Genomic DNA, 21,559 nt, shown 5'->3' with positions numbered 1-21,559 from the left:
GGGGAGGATGGGGGCAGGGGATGTTCGAACAGGTTTTAAACGCAATACTGGCTGTCGTGGTGGCCTTGGCTGCCGCTGGCGCCTATTTTTGGGGCAGCAACTGGCTGCTCGACAAGTTCCTGCATTCCGACAATGGAATGAGCCCCCATGTCTCGGTGCGCCGTGACCGGTTACGCACGGGTATTCGGCCCTGGCTGTTCTTGCTGCCCGCGCTGCTGTTTCTTTCGATCTACCTCGTCTATCCCGTCTTCGAAACCGTGCGCCTGAGCCTTTACAATCGCAATGGCTCGGTGTTTCTCGGGCTCTCCAATTATTTCTGGGCATTTGGCGATGCACACTTCCGCCAGTCCCTGCTCAACAATTTCTTCTGGCTGCTGATCGTGCCCGCCATGTCGACGGCGATCGGTCTGATCATCGCGGTCCTCGCGGACCGGCTCTGGTGGGGCAATATCGCCAAGTCGCTGATCTTCATGCCCATGGCGATTTCCTTTGTTGGCGCTTCGGTCATCTGGCGCTTCATCTATGCCTATCGCGGTCCGGACCAGCCGCAGATCGGCGTGTTGAACGCCATCGTCACCGGCATGGGCCTGCCGCCGCAGAACTGGATCACCATGGTCCCGCTCAATTCGTTCCTGCTCATGGTCATCCTCATCTGGATTCAGACAGGCTTTGCCATGGTCATCCTTTCGGCGGCCCTGCGCGGCATTCCGGAAGAAACCCTCGAGGCCGCCCGTCTTGATGGCGCCAACGAGGTGCAGATCTTTTTCACCATCATGATCCCGCAGATCACCGGCACGCTGATCGTTGTCTGGACCACCATCACGATCGTCGTGCTGAAAGTCTTCGATATAGTCTTTGCCATGACCAACGGCGAATTCCAGACCCAGGTGCTGGCCAACCTCATGTATTCCTGGATGTTCAGGAGTGGCGATTTCGGTCGCGGATCGACGGTCGCCGTCATCATCCTGCTGGCCGTGCTGCCGATCATGATCTGGAATATCCGTAACGCCAGCCGCGAGCAGGGGGCACGCTGATGAGCACCGCAACAGCATCGGCCGCACTTCCTGTCGCTGAAGACGACCGCCCATCGATCTGGGAACGTCTGCGTATCGGTCGGATCGTCGCAAATCTGGCCCTGCTTCTGATCGTCGCCATCTGGACCTTCCCAACGGTTGGTCTGTTGGTCTCATCGGTCCGGGATGCCGACCAGCTCGCCATTTCGGGTTGGTGGACCTCGCTGACCAGTTCCACGACGCCCGGCGCTGGACGTTTGGCGTCGTCCAGCGATCAGATCGAGGAAGATGGAATCTATGTCATTACGGGCGACATCTTCGAATCCGCAGGCAATTTGACACTCAGCGCGGTTGGCACCACCAGCCGCGATCCTGGCGCGTTTGGAGTGGGTGAAGCGGTCCCCATGAACCAGGGCGGGGAACTGGTCGTCGACGAGACCGGCGCTTACCGCTGGACGTCGGATACGCCGTTCGAGCACACCAACACCCCTCGAATTTATTATGTCGCCAGCGAACCCCCGGTGTTTACGCTGGACAATTACTATCGCGTGCTCACCTCCGCGGGTGTCGGCCAGAGCTTTCTCAATTCGCTCACGGTTGCCATTCCGGCGACGGTTATCCCGATTCTGATTGCTGCGTTCGCCGCCTATGCCTTGGCATGGATGCGCTTTCCCGGTCGAGGCATACTCGTTGCCGTGATCGTCGGCCTGCTGGTCGTGCCGCTGCAGACCTCGCTCATTCCAATCTTGCGGCTCTACAACGGGATTGCCGTCAACTTCGATGGCCAAGCTCAGGGCTATCTCGGTGTCTGGTTAGCGCATACAGCGTTCGGCTTGCCGCTCGCCATCTTCCTTCTGCGCAACTATATGGTCGGCTTGCCGCGTGAAATCATGGAAAGCGCGCGCATGGATGGCGCGACCCATTTCCAGATTTTCACCACCATGGTGTTGCCGCTCAGCTTCCCCGCGCTTGCGTCCTTCGCCATCTTCCAGTTCCTCTGGGTCTGGAACGACCTGCTGGTGGCGTTGATCTTCCTGGGCTCGCAGAACGACCAGATGGTTCTCACCGGACGGCTGGTGAACCTGCTCGGTTCGCGCGGCAACAACTGGGAGCTGCTGACCGCCGGTGCCTTCATCTCGATGATCGTGCCGTTGATCGTGTTCTTCTCGCTCCAGCGCTACTTCGTGCGCGGCCTCTTGGCCGGATCGGTCAAGGGCGGCTGATCCCGGAAGCGCCAGGATTGTAAAAAGGGCGGCGGAAGCTGCCCTTTTTTATGCGAAGTGAACCTTGCCCTCGATCGCCGCGCCTGAAACGCCCTCGCCCAGTTCAAAGAGGGACGGGATCAGCGTGCCGGTTTGCGTCTTGCGCTCGCACTGGCGAATGACTTCGGCCACCATCGCCCGCCCCGCCGCGCGCAGGGATGAGCGGATATAGGTGATCTGCCCCTCCATCGAGGCGAGGTTCATGTATTGCAGCTCGTCATTCATGGAAAACAGCATCACGTCCTTGCCGGGCTCCTTGCCCGCCCGCGTCAGGGCGCGATGACCATCGGTGGCAAGAAGGATCGATGAGTACGCAAAGGCCGTGAGGCCCGGGTCTTCGGCCAGAGCCAGATCGGTCAGCTGGAAGCCGGCCTCCACCATCGGGTGGGTGCCCTCGAGATAGGTGACGCTATCGGATGGCAGCCCGAGATCGTGCAGGCAGTCGAATACCGCCTCCCGCCGCGTCCGCGCGTAGAGAAACCGCTCATCGCCGTTGATGAAGGCAAACCGCGTGTGCCCGTTTGCCAGGATCAATTTGGTGAGGTTGTAGAAATTGCCGTAATTGTCGACATCCACCCATCCATACTGGTCGTGGCGCTGCTCGCGTCCATGCACGACGAACGGCACACCAACCTCTAGGAGATATCCAATGCGCGGATCGTTGGGACGCGGCAAATCGACGACGAACCCATCGACGCTCCCGTCGCGCACATAGCGCTCATAGGTCTCCAGCTCCCGTCCGGGTGTCTCGCTGGTCATGACAATGTCGTAATGGGCAATGCGCGCCTCGCGAAGCACGCCCGCCATCACCTCGATAAAATGAGGATCGGCATATTTGTTGTCGTCGTCCGACTGAATCCACCCGATCGAATGGCTGCGCCGCGTCACGAGGCGCTGGGCGTTGCGGTTGGGCATGTAGCCCATGCGCCGCGCCGCATCGATAACCTTCTTGCGCGTCTTTTCGCCCACATCGGCATAGCCGTTGAGCGCGCGCGAAATCGTGGTGATCGACAGCTCCAGCTCGGCGGCTAGATCCTTGATCGTCACATTGCGGGGCTGCGCGCCCGAAAGTTTGCGCGCCCGGTTCGAGCCTATCGACATGGCAATTTCAAGGGCTCCTCCACCCCGCGCGCCCGGCCCAGACCTGACGGCGCGCAATCCTGGCCCTACCTTGCACAATATTGCGCGGGCCATTGCAAGTGTCGGTTGACGCCCACCCGGTGCCCAGCATAAAGGATTCTAAGCCAAAACGTTTTGGATACAAGCAATATTGGCGATCTATCGGTCACCCCGCGTGGTCCGATGTCAGGGCAATAAGGGTAGGCGCGTCAACGCAGCCGCCGCACTTTGGGGGAGTTCGCGTCCGCGATGAGCTATTTTGCGACCGAGTCACGCCAGTATAGCCATCCCGAGGACACCTCCTCGGTCGATACTGACTGGTGGCGTGGCGCAGTGATCTACCAGATCTACCCACGCTCGTTTCAGGATCACAACAATGACGGCGTGGGCGATCTCGTCGGCATCACCTCGCGCCTCGAATATGTCGCGGACCTCGGCGTGGACGCCATCTGGCTCTCGCCGGTCTTTACCTCGCCCATGAAGGATTTCGGCTACGACGTCTCGAACTATCGCGACATCGATCCGACCTTCGGCTCGCTCGAAGATTTCGACCGCCTCCTGGAAAAGGCCCACTCACTGGGCCTCAAGGTGGTGATCGACCAGGTGATCTCCCACTCGTCCGACCGCCATCCATGGTTTGCCGAAAGCCGCCTCTCGCGCACCAATGAAAAGGCCGACTGGTACGTCTGGGCCGACCCCAAGCCCGATGGCAGCCCGCCCAACAACTGGCTCTCGATATTCGGTGGCTCGGCCTGGCACTGGGACGGTCGCCGGATGCAGTATTACCTGCACAATTTCCTGACCTCCCAGCCCGATCTGAACTTCCACAATCCGGCGGTTCAGGACGCCCTTGTGGGCGAGATGCGCTTCTGGCTGGAGCGTGGCGTCGACGGCTTCCGCCTCGACACCGTGAACTTTTACTTCCACGCCCAGAGCCTGGAATCCAATCCGCCCGTAAAGCCCGAGGACTTCAATGCCTCGACGGCCCCGGCGGTTAATCCCTACAATCTTCAGGAACACCTCTACGACAAGAGCCAGCCTGAAAATATCGCCTTCCTCAAGCGCCTGCGCGCCCTGCTCGATGAATATCCCGGCACAACGACCGTCGGCGAAATCGGCGACGCGCAGCACCAGCTCGAAGTCATGGCCCAGTACACCTCGGGCGATGACATGCTGCACATGTGCTACACCTTCGATTACCTCGGTGGTGAATATACGGCCCGCCACTTCACCGAAGCGCTGCGCGCCACGCAGGAAAAAGCTCCCGATGGCTGGATTTGCCTGGCGTTCTCCAACCATGACGTGGTGCGCCATGTGTCGCGCTGGGCGCCGCACGGGTTCGAGGATCGCCTAACCCGTCAGGCCGCGTTGCTGCTGGCCACCATGCGCGGCTCGGTCTGCCTGTTCCAGGGCGAAGAGCTTGGCCTCACCGAAGCCGAAATCGCCTATGACGATTTGGTGGATCCGTACGGCATCGAGTTCTGGCCCGAATTTAAGGGCCGCGACGGCTGCCGCACGCCAATGGTCTGGCACGCCCATGTTCGCAATGGCGGCTTTTCGTCAGCCAATCGCACATGGCTTCCCGTCCCGGCCCAGCATCTCGCCTATGCGGTGGACCAGCAGGACAACGTCGCCAATTCGGTGCTCTCGTTCTATCGGTCGGTGCTCAAGTTCCGCAAGGATCATCCGGCGCTGATCAAGGGCGACCTCACCCTCATCGAAGGCACGCCGGACAACGTCCTGGCCTTCACGCGTACGCTCGATGGTGAAACACTTGTCTGCGCCTTCAACATGAGCGCCGAGTCCGCCGAGTTCGATCTGGGCGGCGGCACGGTCACCGAAGCCGGCGCCCCGGGATCGGACGCGCAACGCGACGGCGCAAGGTTGAGTTTCGGCCCGTTCGGGGCCTATATTGGAATTGGGAATTAGGGCCACGAACGCCCGCAGGGAGGAAACGATGTCGGATCTGAAGATCAGCAATCTTTACAAGCGCTACGGCAATGTCGAAGTGCTCAAGGATGTCAATCTCGACATCAACTCCGGCGAGTTTGTCGTCTTCGTCGGCCCCTCGGGTTGCGGCAAGTCCACACTCCTACGCACCATTTCCGGGCTGGAATCCATCACCTCAGGCACGCTCGAAATCGGTGGCCGCGTCGTCAACGACGTCGCGCCCTCCAAGCGCGGCATCGCCATGGTGTTCCAGTCCTACGCGCTCTATCCGCATATGACCGTGTTCGACAACATGGCCTATTCGCTCAAGCTCACGCGCACGCCAAAGGACGAGATCAAGAGAAAGGTCCAGCAGGCAGCAGATATGCTCCAGCTCGGCCCCTATCTCGAGCGCCTGCCCAAGGCGCTGTCCGGCGGCCAGCGCCAACGCGTCGCCATCGGCCGCGCCATAGTGCGTAATCCGCAGGTCTTCCTCTTTGACGAACCGCTCTCCAACCTCGACGCCGCCCTCCGCGTGGCGACCCGTATGGAGATTGCCAAGCTCAAGGAATCCCTACCCGAAACCACAATGGTCTACGTGACCCACGACCAGGTTGAAGCCATGACACTGGCTGACCGGATCGTCGTCCTTAAAGACGGCGTAGTCATGCAGGTCGGAACGCCCATGGAGCTTTACGACCAGCCCCAGTCGCTGTTCGTTGCTGGCTTCATCGGCAGCCCCAAAATGAATTTCCTCACGGGCAAGAACGCAGCCACCTACAATGCGACCACTGTCGGCGTGCGCCCCGAGCACATGGAAATCGTCCCCAACGGCAATGGCGACTGGACGGGCAAGGTGATCTATTCCGAAGACCTCGGCTCGGACAGCTACATCTATGTCGATATCGGCGAGGAAGAGGCGGTGATCGTCCGCCAGGACGGCAAGACCCCCTATCATTCGGGCGACATCATCAGCTTCCGCCCCAAGGGCAGCCTCTACCACCGTTTCGATGAAGCTGGTGCCCCGCTATCGGCCAATGGCGTCGCCACGCCCGTCAAGACGGCCCCCGCCACGTCGGTAGAGACCGCCAACCCGATTGAAGAGGGTATGCCTGACGAAGGCGTGGTCGGCTCCGCAGGTGCAGTCGCCATGCCGGCAAAGCCCGCGCGTCAGCGGACGGCCTCCAAAACCGAAGCCGTCACGCCCGAGGCTGGCACGATCAAGACTGCTGCCGCCAAAAAGGCCCCGGCCCGCAAGGCGCCCGTTAAGCCCAAGCTCTGACGACCCGACTTGAATTCCCTGCCGTCCGCCGCCACATTTGATGGGCATATGGGGGGCAGGGGATATGTCTACACTTTCCGATACCAAAGCGACGCCATTCGCGCTCGCCCTGCGCATCGTCGCAGGCTTTGCGGTCGTCACCGGCCTGATCGATGTCTTCGCCGGGACGGGCATCCTGCCGCTCATGGGCTCACAACTACCCGCCAATGCCGCTGCCGATCCCGCCCTCGACAGCCAGTTCCGCTTCCTCAGCGCGACGTGGTTTGCTTACGGCTTGGCACTGTGGTGGGTCACGCAAGATCTCCCCCACCGCATCCCGATGCTCAACATCTTGGCAATCGCCATGTTTGTCGGTGGGTTGGGGCGGCTGATCTCGATCGTCGTCAACGGCATGCACCCGGCGCCGCTTCTGGCCTTCCTCGCCATCGAACTCCTGGGTCCGATCACGGCGGTTGTCATCGCCCGGCGCCTAAACGCGGTCGGCGTCCGTCCGTCCCATCCGGGCGAGTAGAACGACCGGCAAGATACCGATCACAACGATGATCAGCGCCGCCAGCGCCGCATCCTCATAGGTGCCCCGCGCCGCCTCGCCATAGAGCAGCGTGGCAAGGCTCTCGAAATTGAGGGGGCGCAGCAGCAGCGTCGCAGGCAATTCCTTCATGCAGTCAACGAACACCAAGAGCCCAGCCGCCGTCAAAGCGGGCCGCGACAGCGGCAGATGCACCCGCCACAAGGCACTCGTCGAACTGTGTCCAAGCGTCCGCGCCGCATGGTCGTACGATGTCGGTATTCGGCTCAAACCCGCCTCGATCCCGCCGGACGAAATGGCCAGAAACCGCGCCGTATAGGCATAGATAAGCGCCGCCCCGGATCCCAGGATCAGCAGCCCCGTCGAAACCCCGAACCACTCGCGCATCAGACCATCCAGCGTCCGATCGAACGCGGCAACGGGGATCAGTATGCCGATGGCGAGCACAGTCCCGGGCACCGCATAGCCCAAGGTGGCAATCCGCGCCGCGCCATTGGTGGCCCGCCCGGGATGCAGCCGGGCCGCGTAGGCGATGGCAAATCCAAGCACTAGAACAACGACCGTCGCAATCGCCGACACCGTCACCGTATTGATCGTCGCCCGGATCAGCGCAGGGGACACCCCGGCAAATTCGATGCGCTTGATCGCTTCCAGGACGAGATAGGTCGCGGGCCCGACAAATCCGATGATGATCGGCAAGGCGCCCAACCCAAGGGCCACCAGCGCTGGCACGCCCTTGAGCTTTTGCGGCACCATCTGCCGCGCCCGTTGTGCGCTCGTCGCAAACCGCTGGTTGCGCCGCGCCCAGCGTTCCAGAACGATCAACGCGATGACGACGATCAGCATGGCAATGGCGATCTGCGCGGCACCCGGCAGATCGGTTCGCACGATCCACGTCGTATAAACCGAGGCCGTCAGCGTCCGAATGCCCAGAAACTGCGCCGCACCCACATCGTTGAGCGCTTCCATCAAAACCAGCGCCACCCCTACGGCAATGGCCGGGCGCGCCAGCGGCAGCGCCACGCGCCAGAATATCCCGGCCCGGCCCACGCCCAACGTCCGCGACACCTCAACGAGATTGGCCGCCTGTGTCATGAACATCGCGCGCGTGGTGAGATAGACGTATGGGTAGAGCACGAAGCCAAAGATCAGCACGGCCCCCCACATCGATCGGATATCGGGCAGACGGAACTCGCGCGGGCTCGAATAGCCCAGCATCCAGCGTATCCCGCCCTGTATCGCGCCTAACGGGCTCAGAACGTCGAGATAGGCATAGGCCATGATGTAGGTCGGCACGGCTAATGGAAGCAGCAGCGCCCACTCAAGAATGCCACGGCCCTTGAAATCATAGGCGGTGACGAGCCACGCCGCACCGGTCCCCACGCAGGTCGCAATAATCCCGGTTCCCAGCAGCAGGACACCTGTGTTCCAGGTCGCCTGCGGCAGCACATTGGCGATCACATGCGTCCAGAGCGTGCCGGTATTGGCCGTTGCGGTCAGAGCGATTGTCGCGACCGGCAACAGCGCAAGAGCCGCGGCGGCAAATGCCAGCGCGGCCCAAGGCGTTATCCTGATGCGGTGCCGCCGTGTGAGGCGGCCTGCGGCAAAGCTGCTCATGACATACAAAAAAGCGTGGCGGGATCGCTCCCGCCACGATCCGTTATCAGTTCTCGAAGGTGTCGAAATTGACTTCGTCGACTAACTCGCTCGCACGGGTGCGGAACGGCAGCACTTCGGTCAGCGACAGCGAATCCGGCGTCAACTCACCGATCCCGGCTATGATCGGATGCACTTCGGCATTCTCGTTGACCGGATGCTCGAAATTGGCTTCGGCATAGAGCTTCTGCGCGTCGTCGGAAACGAGATATTCGAGCAGCTGCACGGCCTCGTCGCGATTGGGCGCATGAGCGGCGACACCGGCACCCGAAATGTTCACCAGCGTCCCACCGTTTTCGAATGTCGGCAGAATGACCTGAACTTCTTCCGCCCAGGCTTGCTGCTCGGCCCCGCCCGCGCCACTCATCATCAGGCCGTAATAATAGGAATTGGCGACGGCGATGTCGCAGATGCCTGCGGCGATGTCGCGTGCGCCGTCACGGTCGCCACCGGCGGCAACGCGTGCCTGATTGGCCTTGATGCCTTCGAGCCAGGTGCGGGTTTCCTCTTCGCCATACTTGGCCATGTAGGAGGCAAACATCGCCGTGTTGTAGGGGTGCTGGCCTGAGCGGATGCAGAGGCGCCCGCGCCATTCTTCGTCATCGAGCTGCTCATAGGTGAAGCTGTCGATATCGAGATCCTTGGCCGCGTAGATCACGCGCGCACGTCCCGATAATGCAAACCAGTTGCCCTCGGGATCGCGCAGTGTTTCCGGTACGGCGGCTTCCAGCACTTCGGATTCCACCGGCTGTGTCAGCCCCGCGTCGACCAGATCGATCAGCGCCCCGAAATCGACGGTCATCAGAATGTCGGCCGGCGAGCTTTCACCTTCCGCCGAAACGCGCTCGATCAGCCCGTCCTGTAGGAACACGGTGTTGACGGCAACGCCGGTCTCTTCGGTGAATGCATCGAGAATGGGTTGGATGAGACCCGGCTCACGGGTCGTATAGATATTGACCTCCTGGCTGAGAGCCGGAACCGCAGCGCCAAGAGCCAGAAGGCTGGCGGCTACGAAAGTCTTTGAAAATCGGGTCATGGTATATCCCTTGGTGGTTGTAACATCATCAAGGGCGCCGAAGGCCAAAGCGCGCCCATGGGGCTCATTGGCCATACTTGAATAAGCAAGTCAAGTAATATCGACCTACATTAGAAGCGTTCTAAACTATTGATAATGCTTGTGAATTAAACGTTCAAACTTGACCGCGCGGTAGCGCCGAACGCGCCGATTCATCGGCAGCGAAAACGAGGACATCCTTGGGGTCGACCCCGATCCTGACGCTGTGGCCGACGTCCAGCCCGCATCGGGCACTGGTGCGCATCACCACGGGTTCGTCGAGTCCGTCGACGTCCAGCGTCACCTCCTCTATCTCTCCCAGCAGCACCCGCCCGCTCACCCGCGCCTCGGCGCCCGTGTCGGAAAATGTCAGTGCCTGTGGGCGAATGAAAACCTGCAGCGGTCCCGAACTCCCGCAGGGCGCCGGAAACCGCCCCAGCGCGCAATCGAGCCAATCGCCCGAGCGCCGGGCCGGGATTTTGTTGACCTGAGAAAAGAATGCTGCGGCATAGGCAGTCTGTGGAAACGAATAGATCGCGTCACCGGTGCCGGTCTCGATCACCTTGCCCTTGTGCATGAGCACGACCTTGTCCCCAAGCGCCAGCGCCTCTTCGGGGTCATGGGTCACAATGATCGCCGTCGTCCCCAACGCCCGCAACAGCGCGATCGTCTCGCGGCGGATCGTATCGCGCAGACCCCGGTCGAGGTTGGAAAACGGCTCGTCCATCAAAAGCACGCGCGGCTGCGGCGCAAGCGCCCGCGCCAACGCAATCCGCTGCTGCTCGCCACCAGACAACTGATGCGGATACCGGTCGGCCAGCGAAGCGATGCCCAGTCGCGCGATGATATCCTCGACCCGCGCCACGGCATCCTTGCGTCGCATGCCATTGAGCCCGAACCCGATATTCTGCCGCGCTGTCAGGTGCGGAAACAGCGCATAGTCCTGGAACATGAAGCCGACATTGCGGTGTTCCGGCTCGACGAAAATGCCCTCGCCATTCACCGTCTCACCGGCCAGCGTAACAGCGCCGCGATCGATCTCCTCGACTCCGGCAATCACCCGCAGCAATGTCGATTTTCCGCACCCCGACTGCCCGACAAGGCACACGATCTCACCCTTGGCGATGTCGAATGACACTGCATTGAGCGCCATGACGCTGCCAAAGCTGCGCGTCACGGATTTCAGCGATAGGGTAGGGAGGGGCTTTTCGTTCATGGCAAGACGACCTTTCAGCCCGACAATGGCGCCATAGAGCCGCCCCTTGTCAAGCGCGGGCCGAAACCACCAGCAGGGCCGGCACCGTAAGCGTCATCAAGGTCCCGCTCTCGCTCGTCGGTTCGAGGCTGAGCGAGCATGCATTGACCGCCACCAGGGACCGCGTCAGCGTCAGCCCGATGCTCGACTGGCTGGGAACGCGTTGAAGCCCATCTGCACCCACGCCATCGCGGAACACCACGAACCGCTCGGCCAGCGCGTTTGGCCCCTTGGTTTCATCGCGCACATGGACGCTCACCGATCCGTCGTCCTCGAGTTGCCCCGACAGGACGACTTTGGACCCTTCTCCGGCCTCGCTGATCGCACTGGCCAGCATGTTGAGCACGGCCTGCTTCAGCGTCGTCGCGTCCACCCGAACGAAGGGCAGCCGCTCTGAAATCGCGCTGCGCAGCAGTACCCGCGCCTTGCCCGCCTGTCCGCGCACCCGCACCAGACACTCGGCGAGCAGCGTGCCCATATCGACATCGGCAGGGCTCAGCGGCAGTTCGCCATTGGCCAGTCGCACGTAATCGTCCAACTCGTCCGCCAGATCGCCGATCTCGATCCCCGCGGCCCTGATATCGCGCGCATGTTCCACATAGCGCGGATTGGCCAACGGCCCGAACGCTTCCGACACCATCAGTTCGGAAAACCCGGCAACGGTATTGAGCGGCCGCCGCAGTCCGCGCGTGATGCGACTCAGCGTATCCGCCGGCAATATGCTCCGCTGAGGGGCAGGGGCGGCGACAGTGCTTCCGATCAGCCCGAAATACCCCGTCACGATCCCCGCACGCCCTTCGGCAAAAAGCGTGATCGTCTCGCCACTCTTTGCGGACCGCAACGCAATCGCCGGTCTCACCCCGCCCGCGTAGCGCGAGGGCAGGCTGAGGAAATTGCGGAGTGCCGCATGCTCGCCCACGGGCAGCAAGGCGGTCAGCGGCGCACCCTCTTTCACATCCGCCCGCCCATTGCGCGAAGGCATATGCTTGACGATAACGCCCGCCCGATCGGCGGCAATAAAGCCGAACCCGGCAGTCGTCGCCCAAAGCTCGGCAAATTGCTGCACTTCGGCTTCGCGCAGCGGCTCGATCTCATTGGTCCGCGCCGTCAGCATGAAGCTCGGGCGGCCCTGCCAGGTCACGGCCTGCAACCGCGCGCTGACCGCAACCCGCGATCCGTCGCGCCGCATCAGATGCGTTACCGGCCCCGCCGGCTCGCTGGCATCGACGGTCGGCAAGATCGCCGAAAGCCCAAGCGCCCGCAGCGCCGCCACGGTCTCATAGCCGGTCAGTTCCACAAGCGCCCGGTTGACGAACACGATGTCCTGATCGCGAAAGATCAAAATCGCCAACGGCAACCGGTTCAGCACCAGCGCCTCGTCGCTGAGCGCCAGGAGCGATCCCCCGGGCCGAAACGGCACGACCGTCGTCGGCGCGGCGGGCGCCGGGCTCACCTTCTCTTCGGACGGCGCCTCCTCGCGGCCCACCCGATCGGTCAGGATGCGCGACAATTCCTCGAAATTATACCGCGACGCTGTATCGACATGAACATCCTCGACTGCCACCGGCTCGCTTGGCGCGTCGTCGGCGTCCGGCGTGGTCACAAAGCCTTGCCCCGTGATCCGCCACAACCCAGCTCGCCCGACGCCCTCGTCGGCCCGCCGATCGGCAAGAAAGACGTCTTCGTCTTTTTGGGCTTCGTCCTCGCCCCAATCTGACTCGCGCTCTCCCTCGGCCTCGAGTTCATCGTCGAAAGCGATCGTTGCAAAGTCGCGTCCGGGCACCCCATCTTCGGTCGCGGGCAGGGGAGCATCGTCTCCCGCATCGAGCGGATCGAACAAATGCTCGTGCTGCGCCAGCTTGTCGACCAGCGCCGACAGCCGCTCGGGCGAAGGCACATCGCCGTCAACCGCTGCAACATCTCTGTCGTCCTCGACAGGCGCAACGATCTCGCCCGTCTCCGTGTCCACCGGATCAGCGTCCGGCTCCGCCACAGCCTCTTGCTCTGCCAGATCGGGTTCGACCGGCGCAGCCGCTTCGACGGCCTCCTCAACGGCCGGAGCGTCGTCCCCGCCCCATGCCGCCTCACGGATGTCCTCGGCGATCGGATCGACACCCACCACCAAAAGAGCAGGCTTGTCGCCCCCAAGATCGATCGGCGTGCACTGGCAGGTCGCCGACATCGGCTTGCGCCCCGCCAGAAACTGCATCCGCGACAGCATCGGCCTGCCGGTCAGCCCGAGTCGCATGATCCGGCTGATCTGTCCGCGCACCGGAATGGCGACCTCGGCACGCTTGATTTCATCGCCCTTGAGCTTGGCACCGAACAGCTCCGCAGCGCGATTGGACCACAGAGGCGCGCTCGCGTCGCCCGGCCACAGCCAGGCCGGTCGCGGATCGTCCTCGAGCCGCTTCACGACGTCCGCCTGCGGCAAGCTGGTCCAGTCTTGGTTCATCTACAGTCCATGGTCTCCCGATACGCCCAGGCGCAAAAGGTTTACGAAAGCTTAAATATAGGGACTCCCCAGCCGGGTCCATGCGCAACCGGCTACCGATCGCGTCAATCCCTGGTGATGGTTAAGGCGTGCCCGGTCCGGCCCCCATAAAAAACCTTTGCCATTGGTCCAACCGGGCTTGTCATCGCGCCCAACTCGACCTATGTTCCGCCGCGTTTCGGGACGGCGCCGCCAAGGCGCCTCTGGTTGGTTTCCATAAGGGAAATGACCAACAGTCCCGACCATATATGCCGTCGTAGCTCAGTTGGTTAGAGCGCTAGATTGTGGATCTAGAGGTCCCCCGTTCAATTCGGGGCGACGGTACCACCCTCCCTCCTTGGAATTCTCGCCAACCTCGCGATTGTCCCCCAGAGGTCGTTGCTGCTCTCTTAAGCTCAAACGCAAACGGGCCGCCCCAGGGGACGGCCCGCTCAACAATTCTTTGCATTCAGACGCCTATTGAGCGGCGCCTTGCGCCCAATCGGGTACTTCGCCCAGCGTCACGCCGAAAAACGCGATCATCAGCCAGTAGGCGATGCCCACGATCGCGACCAGCGCGGCAACATTGAGCCACACACCGTTGCGCGCCATTTGCGGAATGGTGACGTAACCCGAGCCGAACACCAGCGCGTTCGGCGGCGTCGCCACTGGCAACATGAACGCCATCGATGCCGCCAGCGCCGCGGGCACCGTCAGCAGCAGCGGGTTTTCGCCCACGCTCACCGCCAGCGCCGCCAAAAGCGGAATAAACGCCGCAGCCGTTGCCGTGTTGGAGGTGAATTCGGTCAGCGACAGGATGATCAGGCTCACTACGGCGACGAGGACGATCAGCGGCAGCGCGCCGGCATAAGCGCCGATCAGCCCACCGATCCAGACGTCCAACCCGGTTGCCGTAACGGCCGCCGCAAGGCTCAAGCCGCCACCAAACAGGATCAGCACGTCCCAGGGCAGCTTGCGTGCATCGTACCAGTCGACCAGCGCTCCGCCTTCCTTATCGCCCGATGGGCACAGGAACAGCACCATAGCCGCCATGATGGCGATGGACGTATCCGTCAGCCCCGGCACGAAATCATCGAGCACGGTGCGGAACATCCAGGCAAAGGCGGTGATGACGAAGACGATACCGACCCGAATTTCGGCCTGCGACCAAGCACCCAGCCCATCCACCTGCTGGCGGAACAAATCCTGTGCCCCCTCGATCTCGGTGGTGTCGAGGCGAATCGAGAACCGCGTCAGAACCAGCCACGCCGCCACGAGCATGACCAGCATCACCGGCACGCCGATGACCATCCACTGGCCAAACCCGATATCATAGCCATAGGCTTGGTTCAGCGCACCCGCCAGAAGCGCATTGGGCGGCGTGCCGATCAATGTGCCCACGCCACCGATAGAGGCCGCGTAGGCGACAGACAGCATCAGTGCGAGGGGAAATTTGGACGAACCGCCCTTGTCCTTGATGAGTTCGGCCACCGATATCGCCACCGGCAACATCATCACGGCGGTCGCCGTGTTCGACACCCACATCGACAAAAATGCCGTCGCGATCATAAACCCGCCGACGATGCGGTGCTGCTGCGAGCCCGTCCGAAGCAGGATATTGAGCGCAATGCGCCGATGCAGCCCGGACCGCTCCATGGCCAGCGCAAGGATGAACCCGCCCATGAAAAGGAAGATGATCGGATCGCCATAGGGTGCGGTTGCCGCCCCTTGCGTGGTGGCCTGCAATACGGGGAACAGCGCAATGGGAAGCAGCGATGTTGCCGGTATCGGCAAGGCTTCGGTGATCCACCAGATGATCATCAGCGCAGCGACAGCCACCACGCGCCAGCCTTCGATCGAAAGTCCCTCCGGCGCGGGCAGCGCTACGAGCGCGATAAAGACGATGAGGCCGATCACGATGGGAATCGGACGCATCGGGAAACGGTCGGAATCGGATGTATCCGATTGGGTCATGCCAGGCCCTCTAGCTATTGAACTTGCAAATCGCGTCGTCCAATGCCGGTGCTTGGCCCCGAGGTCAACGCCCAAGGGGAAAAAGCGCGAAAAGTGTCACACCTTAAATCGCGTGTTTCGTCAGGGTTTTTGGGGATCAGATAACCACGACCCGCGCGCCCACAGGCACGCGGCCATAAAGATCGATCACGTCCTGATTGGTCATCCTGATGCACCCCGAAGACACCGATCGCCCGATGGTCCACGGCTCGTTCGTGCCGTGGATGCGATAAAGCGTCGAACCCAGATACAGCGCCCGCGCGCCCATCGGGTTGTTCGGCCCGCCCGGCATAAATGTCGGCAGCCCCGGCTGGCGCGCATGCATTTCAGCCGGTGGTGTCCAGCTTGGCCATTCGCGCTTGTTGGTCACCCGATGCGTGCCGCTCCACTCGAACCCGGTGCGCGCCACGCCAATGCCATAGCGCATTGCCTTGCCGTCGGGCATCACGAGAAACAGGAAATGCTGCCGCGTATCGACGATCACGGTACCCGGTGCCTGATCGGTCCGGTAATTGACCACCTGCCGCAGCCACATAGGGTGGCTGACATAATCGGCCTGATATTGCAGCATGTGCTCAGGCGTATTCGGCGTAAGTTCCACCCCCGGCGGTGGCCCGAACATCGCGTCCATATAGCCACGATAGGGCGATGCCGCGTGAGCAGGGGCTATGAGAGCCAAAAGCATCGATAGAACAACGACAACGCGCACCATGTTGCGCCTCCTGGCACTCGGACGATGGACCGCCATCCTCGCGCGACAGGGCAAAGATTGAGTCAAACAGGATGGTTAAATCCTTCCTGCCCGCTATGGTTTGCCAAGACTTAATATGCTTGAACGCCAGCGTGTCCGAACCGCCCCGATCGCGTCGCAGGATCGGACATCATGATCGAGGAGCCCACTTGCCGTGACCGACATCGAACCAGTCCGCTGCCCCTGGGCCGGCAGCGACCCGCTCTATCAGCGCTACCACGATACCGAATGGGGTTTCCCCGTCACCGATGACACGCGCTTGTTCGAAAAACTCTGCCTCGAAGGTTTCCAGTCGGGCCTCTCCTGGCTGACCATCCTGCGCAAACGCGAGAATTTCCGCGCCGCTTTCGCGGGCTTCGACATCGACAAGGTTGCCACCTTCGACGAACCCGACATCGACCGCCTTCTCGCCGACGCCGGCATCGTCCGCCACCGCGGCAAGATCGTCTCGACCATCAACAACGCCCGCCGCGCCCAGGCCCTGCGCGCCGAATTCGGTTCGCTTGCCACCTATTTCTGGCGCTTCGAACCAATGCCCGAAGACCGCCCCACCGATCTCACCTGGGACGCCCTGCGCACCATGGCGACCACCCCCGCCTCGACCGCCCTCTCCAAAGACCTCAAAAAACGCGGCTTCTCCTTCGTCGGCCCCACCACCTGCTATGCCTTCATGCAGGCCATGGGCCTCGTCAATGACCACATCGCCGACTGCCACTGCCGCCCCGTGGTGGAACAACAGCGTGCCGAACTGGTCCGGCCATAACGTCAACGTCCACGCGTCCGCCAATCCACCCTGTTTTCTCAGCCCTCCCCCAACAAGAAACCGCCCGGCACCAACGCACCGAGCGGCTCTCACTTCACCAACGATAATTACGGCCTTGCATAGACCATCATCACCGTCGGCATGCGTGGCGGGTCGACCACAGTGGGCAACCCAATGTCACGGCGGATCGAGGGCGGCAGGTCTTGCGGACGAATCGTTTGCACCTGCCGTCGGCCACGCACCATCGTCTTGATGGCGGCCATGACCACGCGCCATTTGCCGTGCTCGGCCACCAGAGTATCAACGGAAACGCGCAGGATCGCGGCTTCCAGGCTTGCATTGACGTGCGACATCGTCGTCACCCAGGCGCGCAAAGGCGCACTGGCTCCATGTTAGAGGTCGCACCGCTCCGAATCCCGGAAACGGCAAAGCGACCAAGGGTTGAGTTTGGTTGGAATCCGGACGGCAAGACGCAATGAGCCCGTCGTCAGGATCGCTTGGTTGAGAGGGTGTTTAGGAAGGAGGGACCGAAAAGATCGGGCCCGGTCTCAGCGTCGGAACGTCAGCTATTGCCGAACGTAATGCCGAGGCCAAAGCGGCGGGACATGGCCCAGCCGGTCGCTTCAACACCATTGGTGAGGACGTTTACGAATGCTGTCATAGGTACGCCTCCCTTGGGAGTTGTGGGCGAGTCGAAACGACACGCCGGTGTTGAAGACGCAAAATCCATAACCAACGAATCCGTGATCGCCAAGCCCTGATGTGGCGGGATGTCGCACTTGAAGTTTGACTGTGGCCTAACGGCAACAGGGTTGTTCGCCTTGTCTCCAAAACCCTTATCGGCTAGGAACGGCCCATATTTTCCGGCCCCGTTCGGGGTCACAGGGATATCTGGACCATGGCTAAAAATTCTGCGCTGATCGATCCGCGCCTGCCGCGCGGTTTTGTCGATTTCGAACCGGCCGATCTTGCTGCCGTCGAAGAGATGGTCGCCAAAATCCGCCATGTATACGAGCGCTATGGCTTCGACCCCATCCAGACCCCGTTTTTTGAATACACCGAAACGCTGGGAAAATTCCTGCCCGACACGGACCGCCCCAACGCGGGCGTCTTTTCCGTGCAGGACGATGATGAGCAATGGATGAGCCTGCGCTACGATCTGACCGCGCCGCTCGCCCGCTATTTCGCCCAGAACTATCAGGACCTGCCAAAACCCTTCCGGTCCTACAGGCAGGGCTGGGTGTTCCGTAACGAAAAGCCCGGCCCCGGCCGCTTCCGCCAGTTCATGCAATTTGACGCCGACACCGTCGGCGCCGGTGGCCCGGAATCTGACGCCGAAATGTGCATGATGATGGCCGACACCATGGACGCCCTCGGCCTCGCCGGAAAATACGTCGTCCGCGTCAACAACCGTAAAGTGCTCGACGGGGTCATGCAGGCCATCGGCGTCACCGATGAAGCCCAAAAGCTCACCGTGCTCCGCGCCATCGACAAGCTCGACAAGTTCGGCCCCGAAGGCGTGCGCCTTCTTCTGGGCGAGGGCCGCAAGGACGAAAGCGGCGACTATACTGAAGGCGCCAAGCTCAACGTCGATCAGGCCGATGCCATTATCGAGATGATGAGCGCCGCTCGCCTCGACGATCTTGTCGATCTCGAAGCCGAAGCCGGACCCGACGGCTTTCTCGACGCGGAATTCAAGACCCCCGCACTGGCCAAATTCAAAATCACCCAGGCTTTCGCCGAAGGCTTTGCGGAACTTCAGTCCATGGCGACCTTGTTCACCTCCGCCGGCTACGGCCCCGACCGCATCAAGATCGACCCCTCCGTCGTCCGCGGCCTCGAATATTACACAGGCCCGGTCTTTGAAATCGAACTGACCTTCAAGGTCCAGAACGAAAAGGGCCAGGACGTGGTGTTCGGCTCGGTCGGCGGTGGTGGCCGCTATGACGGCCTCGTCTCCCGCTTCCGCAACGAGCACACCCCCGCCACCGGCTTTTCCATCGGCGTCTCGCGTCTCGCATCGGCCCTAAAACTCACTGGCAACCTCAATGCCGCGCCGGTCACCGGCCCTGTCGTCGTGACCGTGATGGAAAAGGACCGCATCGCCGACTACCAGACAATGGTCGCCGACCTCCGCACCGCCGGCGTGCGTGCCGAACTCTTCCTCGGCAGCTCGAAAAACATGGGCAAGCAGATGAAATACGCTGACAAGCGTAACGCGCCCGCCGTCATCATCCAGGGCTCGGACGAACGCGAACAGGGCATCGTCCAGATCAAGGACCTCGCCGTCGGCGCCGAAGCCGCCGCCTCGATCACCGACAACGCCGCCTGGAAAACCGAACGCCCCGGCCAATACTCGGTCCCGCGTGACGAAATGGTCAACTTCGTCAAAGCCATTCCCGCCGTCGCCGCCTGGATGAAGGCGAACGGGTGATGAAAGCCAGCCTCGGTTCCCTTGGCGCACCGCTAAACCTCGGCCCTTCGCCCTCACGGGGCGACGGGAGCGCTCGCGGCAGAGATCGGGGCCCGGCTTTGCGTTGGCAATCCTTTTTCTCCCGCCTCCCCTCGAGGGACTTCGAGCCAAAGGTGGCCGCGAAGCGGTCGGATGAGGGGTGCGCAGCCCCAGCCCCGCGCGCCGGAATCACCCCATGACCCCAACCGCCCGCCGCGACGCCCTCCGCGCCCTCGTCTCCGCCCCCGGCGTCACGCTCTCCGCGCCTCCCATCCTCGTCCCGCCCGCCGCCTATTTCGATCTGGCCGGCGAGGAATTCGGCGCGCGCATGATCCTGACACAGGGCACCGACGGCACCGAATTCTGCCTGCGCCCCGATTTCACCCTGCCCATCGCCATCGATCACATCGCCTCGGGCGCGGCCACGCCCGCAGCCTATGGCTATCTCGGCCCGGTCTTCCGCCAGCGCGCCGATGGCCCTACCGAGTTCGACCAGGGCGGCATGGAACTCCTCGCGCTACCCGACGCCGATGCCGCGCTGGACAAGATCATCGCCTTCGCCCGCTCCGTCCTCGACATTTACGGCGTCACCGCACCCCATATCCGGGTCGGCGATATCGACCTCTTTGAAACCCTTCTCGCCGCCTGCGACATGCCCGATGTCTGGCGCCCGCGCATCCGCGCCCGCTTCGGCCACCCCGAGGCCATGAGCGCGCTGCTCGACCGTCTGGCCAATCCCCACACAGCCACCAGCGGCCCCGTCGGCATGCCCGAAACCGACATCGCCGATTGGGTGCGCGAACTGATGCTCACCAACGGCCTCAGCCTCACCGAAAGCCGTAGCCCAGAGGAAATCGCCCAGCGCTATCTCGAAAAGCAGGCGCTCGAGGCTGCCCATGTGCCGGCCGAAACCATCGATCTGCTGCGCCGCTATCTCGCGATTTCGGGGGCCGCCGATACCGCTTTGGCCCAAATCGAAGCCATGCGAGGTTTGATCGATCTGCCCCTCGACGCCACCCGCCGCCGCGTCGATCAGCTCCGCCTCTCCGGCGAGTCGTCTAATCTCGTTTTCGACGCCGCCTTTTCCCCGCGCCTCGATTATTATACCGGCATCACGTTTGAGATGACCGGGCAGGGCAGGGGCGTCCTCGTCTCCGGCGGACAATACGATCGCCTCCTCCAGCGCCTCGGCGCCAACGAGCAAATCCCCGCGGTCGGTTGCGCCGTCTGGGTGGATCGCCTCGAAGCGGAGGTGCGGTCATGACCACCATAATGCTCGCGCTGCCATCCAAGGGCCGCATTCAGGACGAATCGCTTGCCGTTTTCGCAGACGCCGGCCTCGCCATCGATCGTCCCGGCGGCGCTCGGTCCTATCTGGGCGAAATGGCCGCCATGCCCGATGTGTCGGTGCGGTTTCTGTCCGCCTCCGAAATCGCCCGCGAACTCATTCGCGGCACCATCGATATCGGCATCACCGGTGAGGATCTGATCCACGAAACCGCCGCCGCCGGACCCGATCAGATCGCCATCGTCAAACGCCTCGGCTTTGGCCGCGCCGATGCGGTTGTGGCCGTGCCCGATAGCTGGATCGACGTCACGACGATGGACGACCTCTCCGACGTCGCCGCCGATTTCCGCGCCCGTCATGGCCGCTGGCTCAAGGTCGCCACCAAATTCGTCAATCTCACGCGCCGGCACTTTGCCGCCCACGGCATTGCCGAATACCGGATCGTGGAAAGCCTAGGCGCCACCGAAGCCGCCCCGGCCTCCGGCGCCGCCGATCTCATCGTCGACATCACCTCGACGGGCTCGACGCTCAGCGCCAATGGCCTGCGCATCATCGAAGACGGCACCATGCTCAAAAGCGAATCACTGCTGATGGTCGCCCGCAATGCCGAATGGCACGAGGGCAAGCTCGAAACGCTTGTCCGCTTGCTGTCAGCGCTCGGCGCAGAGACGTTCCAGCCATAAAAAAAGAGCCGCGCATGCGGCCCTTTCGATCTCTTAG

The 21,559-nt window shown here is 62.3% G+C and carries 16 protein-coding genes, 1 tRNA gene and 1 pseudogene; 10 read left to right on the top strand and 8 right to left on the bottom strand.

Annotated features, from left to right (window positions below; translation table 11 throughout):
- Nucleotides 1-20: 20 nt before the first annotated feature.
- Together BLR31_RS06325 and BLR31_RS06320 are read left to right on the top strand one after the other, a co-directional pair.
- Entirely contained in the window at nt 21-1,034 is a 1,014-nt protein-coding gene (locus BLR31_RS06325; RefSeq protein ID WP_090593519.1) for a carbohydrate ABC transporter permease, read from the top strand.
- The gene (locus tag BLR31_RS06320; protein ID WP_090593517.1) at nt 1,034-2,236 is read left to right on the top strand and encodes a carbohydrate ABC transporter permease; all 1,203 of its coding nucleotides are present in this window, start codon (nt 1,034-1,036) and stop codon (nt 2,234-2,236) included. The genes BLR31_RS06325 and BLR31_RS06320 overlap by 1 nt, the downstream gene beginning before the upstream one ends.
- Nucleotides 2,237-2,284: 48 nt before the next feature.
- Here BLR31_RS06320 and BLR31_RS06315 read toward each other — a convergent pair whose 3' ends face one another.
- Complete coding sequence (locus BLR31_RS06315; protein ID WP_176762545.1) at nt 2,285-3,376, bottom strand: LacI family DNA-binding transcriptional regulator; 1,092 nt, start codon at nt 3,374-3,376, stop codon at nt 2,285-2,287.
- Nucleotides 3,377-3,643: 267 nt separating this feature from the next.
- Here BLR31_RS06315 and bglA point away from each other — a divergent pair, with 267 nt between their 5' ends.
- The 3 genes and pseudogenes from bglA (at nt 3,644) to BLR31_RS06300 (ending at nt 7,116) form a co-directional block, all read left to right on the top strand.
- Nucleotides 3,644-5,323 carry a beta-galactosidase BglA gene (gene bglA, locus BLR31_RS06310; protein ID WP_090593513.1) on the top strand — a complete coding sequence of 560 codons (1,680 nt, stop codon included), beginning with the start codon at nt 3,644-3,646 and terminating at the stop codon, nt 5,321-5,323.
- Between the two features lie 28 nt (nt 5,324-5,351).
- Nucleotides 5,352-6,344, top strand: a pseudogene (locus tag BLR31_RS06305) (ABC transporter ATP-binding protein); the annotation flags it as partial.
- 325 nt (nt 6,345-6,669) lie between these two features.
- Nucleotides 6,670-7,116 carry a DUF4345 domain-containing protein gene (locus BLR31_RS06300; protein WP_176762544.1) on the top strand — a complete coding sequence of 149 codons (447 nt, stop codon included), beginning with the start codon at nt 6,670-6,672 and terminating at the stop codon, nt 7,114-7,116.
- Here the strand turns inward: BLR31_RS06300 and BLR31_RS06295 are convergent.
- The 4 genes from BLR31_RS06295 to BLR31_RS06280 all read right to left on the bottom strand — a co-directional run bounded on the left by BLR31_RS06295 (nt 7,075) and on the right by BLR31_RS06280 (nt 13,554).
- Nucleotides 7,075-8,751, bottom strand: a complete 1,677-nt coding sequence (locus BLR31_RS06295) for an ABC transporter permease (protein WP_090593507.1) — start codon at nt 8,749-8,751, stop codon at nt 7,075-7,077. The genes BLR31_RS06300 and BLR31_RS06295 overlap by 42 nt on opposite strands.
- 46 nt (nt 8,752-8,797) lie before the next feature.
- A complete protein-coding gene (locus BLR31_RS06290; protein WP_090593755.1) occupies nt 8,798-9,826 on the bottom strand; it encodes an extracellular solute-binding protein in 1,029 nt (342 codons plus the stop codon).
- 154 nt (nt 9,827-9,980) lie between these two features.
- The gene (locus BLR31_RS06285; RefSeq protein ID WP_090593505.1) at nt 9,981-11,060 is read right to left on the bottom strand and encodes an ABC transporter ATP-binding protein; all 1,080 of its coding nucleotides are present in this window, start codon (nt 11,058-11,060) and stop codon (nt 9,981-9,983) included.
- 49 nt (nt 11,061-11,109) lie between these two features.
- Nucleotides 11,110-13,554 (bottom strand): sensor histidine kinase, encoded by a 2,445-nt coding sequence (locus tag BLR31_RS06280; RefSeq protein WP_090593503.1) that lies wholly within the window; start codon nt 13,552-13,554, stop codon nt 11,110-11,112.
- Between the two features lie 289 nt (nt 13,555-13,843).
- On the opposite strand from BLR31_RS06280, the gene BLR31_RS06275 reads away from it, so the two are divergent.
- Nucleotides 13,844-13,920 (top strand) — tRNA-His (locus BLR31_RS06275).
- A gap of 129 nt (nt 13,921-14,049) precedes the next feature.
- On the opposite strand, the gene BLR31_RS06270 is transcribed toward BLR31_RS06275, so the two are convergent.
- Entirely contained in the window at nt 14,050-15,546 is a 1,497-nt protein-coding gene (locus tag BLR31_RS06270; RefSeq protein ID WP_176762543.1) for an SLC13 family permease, read from the bottom strand.
- Between the two features lie 136 nt (nt 15,547-15,682).
- On the bottom strand, nt 15,683-16,297 hold the full coding sequence (locus tag BLR31_RS06265; protein ID WP_090593501.1) for a L,D-transpeptidase: 615 nt from the start codon (nt 16,295-16,297) through the stop codon (nt 15,683-15,685).
- A gap of 193 nt (nt 16,298-16,490) precedes the next feature.
- Here BLR31_RS06265 and BLR31_RS06260 point away from each other — a divergent pair, with 193 nt between their 5' ends.
- Nucleotides 16,491-17,099, top strand: a complete 609-nt coding sequence (locus BLR31_RS06260) for a DNA-3-methyladenine glycosylase I (RefSeq protein ID WP_090593499.1) — start codon at nt 16,491-16,493, stop codon at nt 17,097-17,099.
- A 107-nt stretch (nt 17,100-17,206) separates the two neighbouring features.
- Here the strand turns inward: BLR31_RS06260 and BLR31_RS06255 are convergent, their stop codons facing one another.
- Nucleotides 17,207-17,473 (bottom strand): hypothetical protein, encoded by a 267-nt coding sequence (locus BLR31_RS06255; RefSeq protein WP_143009324.1) that lies wholly within the window; start codon nt 17,471-17,473, stop codon nt 17,207-17,209.
- 524 nt (nt 17,474-17,997) lie between these two features.
- Between BLR31_RS06255 and hisS the strand changes: the two genes are divergently transcribed.
- The 3 genes from hisS (at nt 17,998) to hisG (ending at nt 21,522) form a co-directional block, all read left to right on the top strand.
- Nucleotides 17,998-19,533 (top strand): histidine--tRNA ligase, encoded by a 1,536-nt coding sequence (gene hisS, locus BLR31_RS06250; RefSeq protein ID WP_090593496.1) that lies wholly within the window; start codon nt 17,998-18,000, stop codon nt 19,531-19,533.
- A gap of 214 nt (nt 19,534-19,747) precedes the next feature.
- The gene (locus BLR31_RS06245) at nt 19,748-20,815 is read left to right on the top strand and encodes an ATP phosphoribosyltransferase regulatory subunit (RefSeq protein ID WP_090593494.1); all 1,068 of its coding nucleotides are present in this window, start codon (nt 19,748-19,750) and stop codon (nt 20,813-20,815) included.
- Complete coding sequence (gene hisG, locus BLR31_RS06240; protein ID WP_090593492.1) at nt 20,812-21,522, top strand: ATP phosphoribosyltransferase; 711 nt, start codon at nt 20,812-20,814, stop codon at nt 21,520-21,522. Before BLR31_RS06245 ends, hisG begins: the two co-directional genes overlap by 4 nt.
- Nucleotides 21,523-21,559 lie beyond the last annotated feature (37 nt).

Origin of the sequence: Pelagibacterium luteolum, assembly GCF_900100665.1 — a bacterium.
GTDB classification, from domain to species: Bacteria; Pseudomonadota; Alphaproteobacteria; order Rhizobiales; family Devosiaceae; genus Pelagibacterium; species Pelagibacterium luteolum.
This window is presented reverse-complemented; position numbering and strand designations above follow the sequence as displayed.